The 7,353-nt window shown below is 42.8% G+C and carries 8 protein-coding genes; all 8 read left to right on the plus strand.

All coding sequences use genetic code 11. The features are described from left to right. Nucleotides 1-548, plus strand: a 548-nt coding sequence (locus AC29Z1_RS10795; protein ID WP_488271466.1) for a glutamate ligase domain-containing protein, incomplete at its 5' end; no start/stop codon positions are given. A gap of 72 nt (nt 549-620) precedes the next feature. After that, nucleotides 621-1,868: a UDP-N-acetylglucosamine 1-carboxyvinyltransferase gene (gene murA, locus AC29Z1_RS10800; RefSeq protein WP_488271467.1), complete on the plus strand. Its 1,248-nt coding sequence runs from the start codon at nt 621-623 to the stop codon at nt 1,866-1,868. Between the two features lie 19 nt (nt 1,869-1,887). Next, on the plus strand, nt 1,888-2,826 hold the full coding sequence (locus AC29Z1_RS10805; RefSeq protein ID WP_488271468.1) for a D-alanine--D-alanine ligase family protein: 939 nt from the start codon (nt 1,888-1,890) through the stop codon (nt 2,824-2,826). 91 nt (nt 2,827-2,917) lie between these two features. After that, nucleotides 2,918-3,664, plus strand: coding sequence for a cell division protein FtsQ/DivIB (locus tag AC29Z1_RS10810; protein ID WP_488271469.1), 747 nt, complete (start codon nt 2,918-2,920; stop codon nt 3,662-3,664). 29 nt (nt 3,665-3,693) lie between these two features. Beyond that, nucleotides 3,694-4,386, plus strand: coding sequence for a DUF881 domain-containing protein (locus AC29Z1_RS10815; RefSeq protein ID WP_488271470.1), 693 nt, complete (start codon nt 3,694-3,696; stop codon nt 4,384-4,386). A 1-nt stretch (nt 4,387) separates the two neighbouring features. Continuing rightward, nucleotides 4,388-4,717 (plus strand): small basic family protein, encoded by a 330-nt coding sequence (locus AC29Z1_RS10820; protein WP_488271471.1) that lies wholly within the window; start codon nt 4,388-4,390, stop codon nt 4,715-4,717. Between the two features lie 160 nt (nt 4,718-4,877). Beyond that, nucleotides 4,878-6,071 (plus strand): cell division protein FtsA, encoded by a 1,194-nt coding sequence (locus AC29Z1_RS10825; RefSeq protein ID WP_488271472.1) that lies wholly within the window; start codon nt 4,878-4,880, stop codon nt 6,069-6,071. Nucleotides 6,072-6,098: 27 nt separating this feature from the next. Continuing rightward, nucleotides 6,099-7,145 (plus strand): cell division protein FtsZ, encoded by a 1,047-nt coding sequence (gene ftsZ / locus AC29Z1_RS10830; RefSeq protein WP_488271473.1) that lies wholly within the window; start codon nt 6,099-6,101, stop codon nt 7,143-7,145. Nucleotides 7,146-7,353: the final 208 nt, after the last annotated feature.

The raw sequence follows: 7,353 nt of genomic DNA on the forward strand, positions 1-7,353 counted from the left end.
TGGCGAACGCCTTGGCGGCAGTGGCTGTTGGAATTGAGGCTGGACTTAGTTTTTCCCAGATTGCGGCTGCTCTTGGCCTGTTTCAGGGCGCTAAGCGCCGGTTTCAGTCTAAAGGACGGGTGAATGGTGTTTGGGTAGTGGATGATTATGCTCACCATCCAACGGAAATTACTACGACTTTGCTTGGTGCGCGCCAGACACAACCTAAGCGTTTAATTTGTGTTTTTCAGCCACATCGGTATACGCGGACTAAATTTTTATGCAAGGAGTTCGGCAGTGCTTTTACTCCGGCTGATTTACTGATTCTTACTGACATTTATTCAGCAGGAGAAGAACCCATTCCCGGAGTTAGCGGCGAAAGTCTTAAAGTAGAGATTGAGAGACAATCTAGACAGCAGGTCACTTATATATCGGACAGAAGCAAAATTGCTCGACATTTAGCTGAAATTGTCGAACCCGGAGATTTAGTAATAACCATGGGGGCTGGTAACATTTATGAGACCGGCGAAGAATTAGTAGAAAAACTTTTGCAAAAGAATAATCCATAAAGAGATTAGAAAAATTCGAGAGAGATAGATATAAGATGTAGGGGTGATTGTACTTTTCTAGGAGGGAAGACGATGGAGAAATTTATCGTCAATGGAGAAGTACAACTATCTGGCAGCGTCCGAATCAGTGGGGCGAAAAATGCCACTTTGCCAATTATGGCAGCAACACTTCTATGTTCTGGTGTCAGCGTGATTCATGAGGTACCTTATTTACGCGATATTAAGGCTATGCAGGATATTTTGACATTGCTTGGAGCCAAAATAACCAGACAAGGACATACCATGCTGATTGATACTACCAATGTCAGTAAGGCTGAAGTACCTGAACATTTGATGCGTGAAATGCGAGCCTCGGTATTTTTGATGGGGCCACTACTAGGCAGATTCCGTAAAGTGAGAATGTCTTACCCCGGTGGTTGCGCTATCGGACCTCGGCCAATCAATCTACATATTAAAGCTTTGGAGAGAATTGGCGCAAAAGTTAATGAAAGTTTTGGATTTATCGATGCTGAAGCTGCTGAGTTGACAGGGGGCGATGTCCATTTTGATTTTCCTAGTGTTGGTGCTACCGAAAATGCCATGATGGCTGCCGTACTGGCTAAAGGTACTACCATTATTCGTAATGCGGCTCGCGAACCGGAAATTGTTGATTTACAGGCTATGCTGAATAAAATGGGTGCCAAGGTCAGCGGTGCAGGTACCGACACAATTAGGATTGATGGTGTAAATAAACTGTATCCTGCCGAACATACAGTAATATGCGACAGAATTGAAGCCGGAACTTTTTTGATAGCAGGGGTTATAACGCGCGGCGATATCGTGGTTGAAAATATTATCCCAGAATATTTATTTTCGGTAACTGATAAGCTACAGGAAATTGGCGCGCAAATCGTAACAGGTAGTAACTATATTAGAATTAAGGCCGGAGAACTTAGAGGTGTTGATATAAAAACACTGCCTTTTCCCGGTTTCCCCACCGATCTGCAAGCACCTATTTTATCATTAGTAACTATTGCCAAGGGAACCAGTATTATTACGGAAACTATTTTTGAGAACCGGTTCAAGCATGTTGATGAGCTTACTCGGATGGGGGCTAAAATCAAAGTAGAGGGGCGTACTGCCATTATTCGGGGGGTGCCAAGTCTGACAGGAGCTATTGTGTCTGCGCCTGATTTACGTGCTGGCAGTGCGTTGGTTTTGGCTGCATTAGCTGCCAAAGGAGTCACCGAGATTGAACAGGTATATCATATTGAGCGCGGTTATGAAAATTTAGATAAAAAGTTACAGTCTTTAGGAGCACAAATTGTTAAGACAGGGTAGCTAAAGGGGGATTTTATTTATGAAAAACAAAAAAATTGCAGTGGTAATGGGTGGACCGTCATCTGAAAGGGAAGTATCGCTAAATACCGGGCGGGCTATTTTAACCGCACTGCAAGAAAGAGGGTATAATGTTGTTGGTATAGATATTGATCCCCCAAACTTTATTGAGCAGCTAAAAACAGAGCAGATTGAAGTAGTATTTAATGCGATTCATGGTCTTTATGGTGAAGACGGACTGATGCAAGGAGCATTAGAAATGCTAGGTATACCGTATACAGGTTCAGGGGTTTTAGCTAGTGCTATGGCCATGGATAAAGCGGTAACCAAACGATTGTTTCTATCTGCCGGTATCCCAACTCCGACTTCACGCCTATACAGTAAACAGGACATGGCTCTGGATTTGCTGGCAAAGGAGATTTTGGATACCTTTGGTGTGCCAGTAGTAGTAAAAGCGGCTGACCAGGGCTCAAGTATTGGTGTTAATATTGTCGAAAACGCCGAAGAGATTGAAGCTGCGGTCCAAGAAGCTTTTAAGTACAGCGGCCACATTGTTGTTGAAGAATTTATACGCGGAAAAGAATTGACTGTTTCCATACTTGGTACTGAACAGCCGGAAGCATTACCGATCATCGAGATAGTGCCCCAATCCGGACGGTATGATTATCGGTCAAAATATACTAAAGGAGCTACCGAATATATTGTACCAGCTAAACTGGAGCCCGCAGTTGCTGACAATGTCCGGCGCGTAGCGTTGGAAGCGTATAAGTTGTTGGGCTGTCGGGGGATCGGTCGGGTTGACGTCATGCTTGGCAGCGATAACCAACCTTATGTTCTGGAAATCAATACCGTTCCTGGTATGACGGCTACCAGCCTGGTACCTAAAGCGGCAGCGGCAGTGGGTATAAGTTTTGGCGAATTGTGTGAGCGTATTTTGTTGATGGCCGTCAGTAAAAGATAAAATTGGGCAGTATTTACTGCTCATTTTTTTATTTCTTTAGCGGACAATCCGGTGTATAATTACTGCAGAAGGTGTCTACAGGAGTGATAGCATGCAAACGGCAGAACGCTTGAGAGCAGACAGGAAGCGCCGAGCAGCGAGATTTGCGTTTTGTCTGGCAGCTTTAGCAGTACTGATAGCATTTTTTTTATTCATTAACTCTTCTTATTTTACTGTAGGGACAGTAGTTGTTGAAGGTAATAAGTATATAACCGTTGAAGAAGTGTTGCGAGTTGCGGGGGTTCCGGAGCGAGTAAATATTTTTCGATTGAAAACTCCTGAAATAAGAGAGCGATTAATGAACGACTTGCGGGTAGCTGAGGTTCAAGTTGAAAGAAAATTTCCAGCTACCATTGCCATTCAAGTTAAAGAACGCCAACCGCTGGCGTTTGTTGCTAATCAATACGGCTTTGTAGAAATTGATAGGCAAGGCATAGTTATGATGGCTTATAAAAATTTAAAACAGGTAAAAGTACCTGTTATTACTGGTATTCGTTTGGGAAATGTTTATGTTGGCGACCAAGTCAATCATCCTGGGCTCTTACATGTATTAACCTACTTAGCGGCGCTGGATGAGGAAGTATTAAACCAACTATCAGAAGTGAACATGAAAACTGCTGATGAACTTGTGGCTTATACTACCAATTCGGTTTGTATTCGAGTAGGTAACAATCAGCGGCTTACAGAAAAAGCTAAATTAACAGGTGAGATTTTACGTGAGATTTCTACAAAGAAAATGGCTGTTGAATATATAGATCTTAATTATACCTCGCCAATTATTAAAATTCGTAATCATTAAGTGTAAAGCATTGAAAGGAGTCGAATATCTTGTTACCTATTAAACAGGGGCAAATTGCAATTGCCTTGGTCTGTGTAGTATTGGGAATTATGTTGGCGGTACAATTTCGTACTACCGAAGATATCAAGTCAAGCATTCCCTATCAAAGGGTGGAGGACTTGTCCCAACGTTTACACCAGACAGAAAAGGAACGGGATGCGCTGGCTAAACAGGTTCAAGATTTAAAACGCACTTCCGGTGTGGAGGTGGCGTTCAAGGAATTTGAGAGAGTGAGGATGGGAGCCGGTGTCGTGGCCGTACAAGGCCCAGGAATTATTGTAACTATTGATGATAGTAAACGGCCGGCTAAACCTGGGGAAAACCCTAATTTATATCTCATTCATGACGATGATATCCTAAAAGTCATTAACGAATTGTGGGCGGCAGGCGCTGAGGCAATATCGATTAATGAACAGCGGCTTATTGCCAGTTCAGAAATTCGCTGTGCAGGGCCGACTCTGTCGGTTAATAATTCCCGCTATTCACCTCCTTATGAAGTACGGGCTATCGGCGATCCTACCACCCTGGAAAATGCGCTGAAAATGCGGGGCGGTGTTGTCGAAACATTGCAGTTCTGGGGAATTCAGGTAACAATTAAGAAGCAAGATATGATTGTGGTCCCGGCATATAAAGGTACTTTCCGGTTTGAGTTCGCTAAGCCAGTTAAGGAAGGTGAAGGGTAATATGGTACTGCCGATTATTGGACTTATTATTGGTGTAATTATTGGTATTTCTTTCCCGGTGGCTGTACCACTTGAATATGCAAAGTTTATGTCCGTCGCTTTGCTGGCATCACTAGACTCAGTATTTGGGGGCCTTAGAGCTGCTATTGAAGAAAAGTTTGACAATACGGTATTTATAACTGGTTTTTTTACGAATGCTCTTTTGGCAGCCGGTTTAGTCTATATTGGCGAGCGTCTGGGGATTGATTTATATTATGTTGCATTATTAGCTTTTGGATTGCGGATTTTTCAAAACTTGGCCATCATTCGGCGGTATTTTTTAAAGAAATAAGTTTTCTCCAGTTTCAAGAAAAACAGACAGTGTTTTGTCGGTCTTGAGAATTACCTACTGGTTATAAAAAAAACAAGGATTTTCTTTTGAAAAAAAAAGGGAAAATGCTACTTATGTTGAAAGTATTGGGAGAAACATAATGCTGTGCTGCGAGGGAAATATGAATAAAAAGACTATATTAGCTATTGATGTCGGCACAGGTATGGTCAAAGTATTTGCCGGAAAGTTACAGAGCAATGGTAATGTAGCGATTGTAGGCAGTGGAACAGCCCCGACAGCAGGATATGCCAGGGGGGTTATGACTGATATCAATGCTTTGGCTCATTCTATAAGACAAGCAGTAGATTGTGTTGTAATGGCAGCTGATAACCAAGCTGTCGGTGGGATTTATCTAGGGATTAATGGTTTGGTACTTATTACGCAAAATACTATGGGGAGTGTTGCGTTGTCAACCCCAGGAACGGTAACTCGTTCGGATGTTGAACGTGCCTGTAAAGCAGCCATGTTTTCAGTTACTCAAGATGATGTTGATATTTTGCACGTGTTTCCAGGTAAGCAATCGCCAGTACGCCCTGGAGCACCCCTTGAGGTAGAATGCCACATAGTATTAGCTCCTAAGAAAGTAAAAAAAGACCTTACGGAGGCGCTTAAAGCCCAAGGAATCGAGGTAACTGGCATCGTTGCTGGTGGTGTTTTAGCTGCAGAGGCGATGAAACATGAGTTGCCAGGAAGGCCAGATAACTTTATTTTTATGGATGTTGGCGCTGGTACGACTGAACTGATTTTATATGTTGGTGGCAACCTCTGTTATTCGGCGTCGTTACCGTTAGGCGGTGATTACATAACGAGTGATTTAATGCAAGGACTTGGCGTCAGTCAAGCTCATGCAGAGGAAATCAAGCGATACTATTCCCGGCTTTCTCCTGATTTGCGTAATCAGGGTGTTATTCTTGATTGTAATGATTATGGAACGACTGACAAACATATTCACTTTGATTTTTTGTATGATATTATTGAAAGCAGAATCGATGAACTTGCTACTTTGATGTATGACTATCTTAAGCCATTAATGGATAAGTATTTACCTAACCCAGAACAGGCCTTTACACGTATTTATCTAACAGGTGGCTTAGGGACTATGCCTAGCATGAAAGCTTGTGTTGCCAGAGTATTTCAAATTGAAACCGAAACGGTGAAGCCAGAACGCCTAGCTGCTGAATATGCACATCCGGCAAATACTGTGTGTTATGGTATCATAAACCACGGTATTCGAAGTTTTGCATGCGCACCGAGGACTGGCTATAGTGCGTGGAGTGTTTTTATTGATAAAGCAAAGCGATTATTGAAATTTTGATAGGTATTAAAGGGAGGAAACTTAGCAATGTTGGAATTTGACATGGACTTAGACCAGTTTGCTTCTATAAAAGTTATTGGTGTAGGCGGTGGCGGCAATAATGCTGTCAATCGTATGATTGGTGCCGGGCTGCAAGGCGTGGAGTTTATCACTGTAAATACTGATGCGCAGGCATTAATTGGGTCTCAAGCTACTTATCGGATTCAAATTGGTGAAAAGTTAACGAAAGGCCTTGGGGCAGGTGCTAACCCGGAGATCGGTGAGAAAGCGGCTCAAGAAAGCCGGGAGGATATAATTAAGGTACTTAAAGGTGCGGATATGGTTTTTATCACCGCTGGTATGGGTGGTGGCACAGGAACAGGTGCAGCGCCAGTAGTTGCTGAATGTGCCAAAGAAGTGGGAGCGTTAACGGTAGGAGTTGTTACTAAACCCTTTACTTTTGAAGGTCGTAAGCGCCAACTCCAAGCCGAACGGGGAATTGCTAAACTTAAAGAAAAAGTAGATACGTTGATTACCATTCCTAATGACCGTTTGCTCCAGGTTGTTGATAAACGTACTTCTATTGTGGATGCTTTCAAGATTGTTGATGATGTATTACGCCAGGGTGTACAGGGAATTTCTGATCTTATTGCTGTTCCGGCGTTAATTAACCTTGACTTTGCTGACGTCAAAACCATTATGAGTGATGCTGGTTCAGCGCTTATGGGTATTGGTTTTGGAACCGGCGATAATCGAGCCATTGCGGCTGTTGAAGCAGCTATTAAAAGTCCACTCTTAGAGATGTCGATTGATGGTGCAAAAGGGGTATTGCTTAATTTTACTGGCGGTCCGAACACTACGTTATTTGAAGTCAATGAGGCTGCCGAAATTATTGCCAAAGCCGCTGATCCTGAAGCTACCATTATCTTTGGTTCTACCATTGATGAAATGTTCGAAGATCAGGTACGCGTAACGGTTATTGCTACTGGTTTTGATCCCAAGCCCATCTTAAAAAATGACGGAAAGGATGGGCTTCCGGTTATCGAACCGTTTAAAGGACGGGATCTCGATATTCCGACTTGGATGCGACGCTAGACATACTTATTGACGATAGTAATCCCGGCTCTAAGCGAGCCGTGAATTTGTGGCTCTATAATAAATGTTGGGGTAACCAGTTCTACAACTGGAACTGCCTCAACATTTTTTTGCAAAAAAAAATGAGCATAAAGTGAAATTTCCCTTAAAATTAAAGGGCTCTATAATAAATGTTGGGGTAACCAGTTCTACAACTGGAACTGCCTCA

This window comes from Sporomusa sp. (assembly GCF_057736855.1).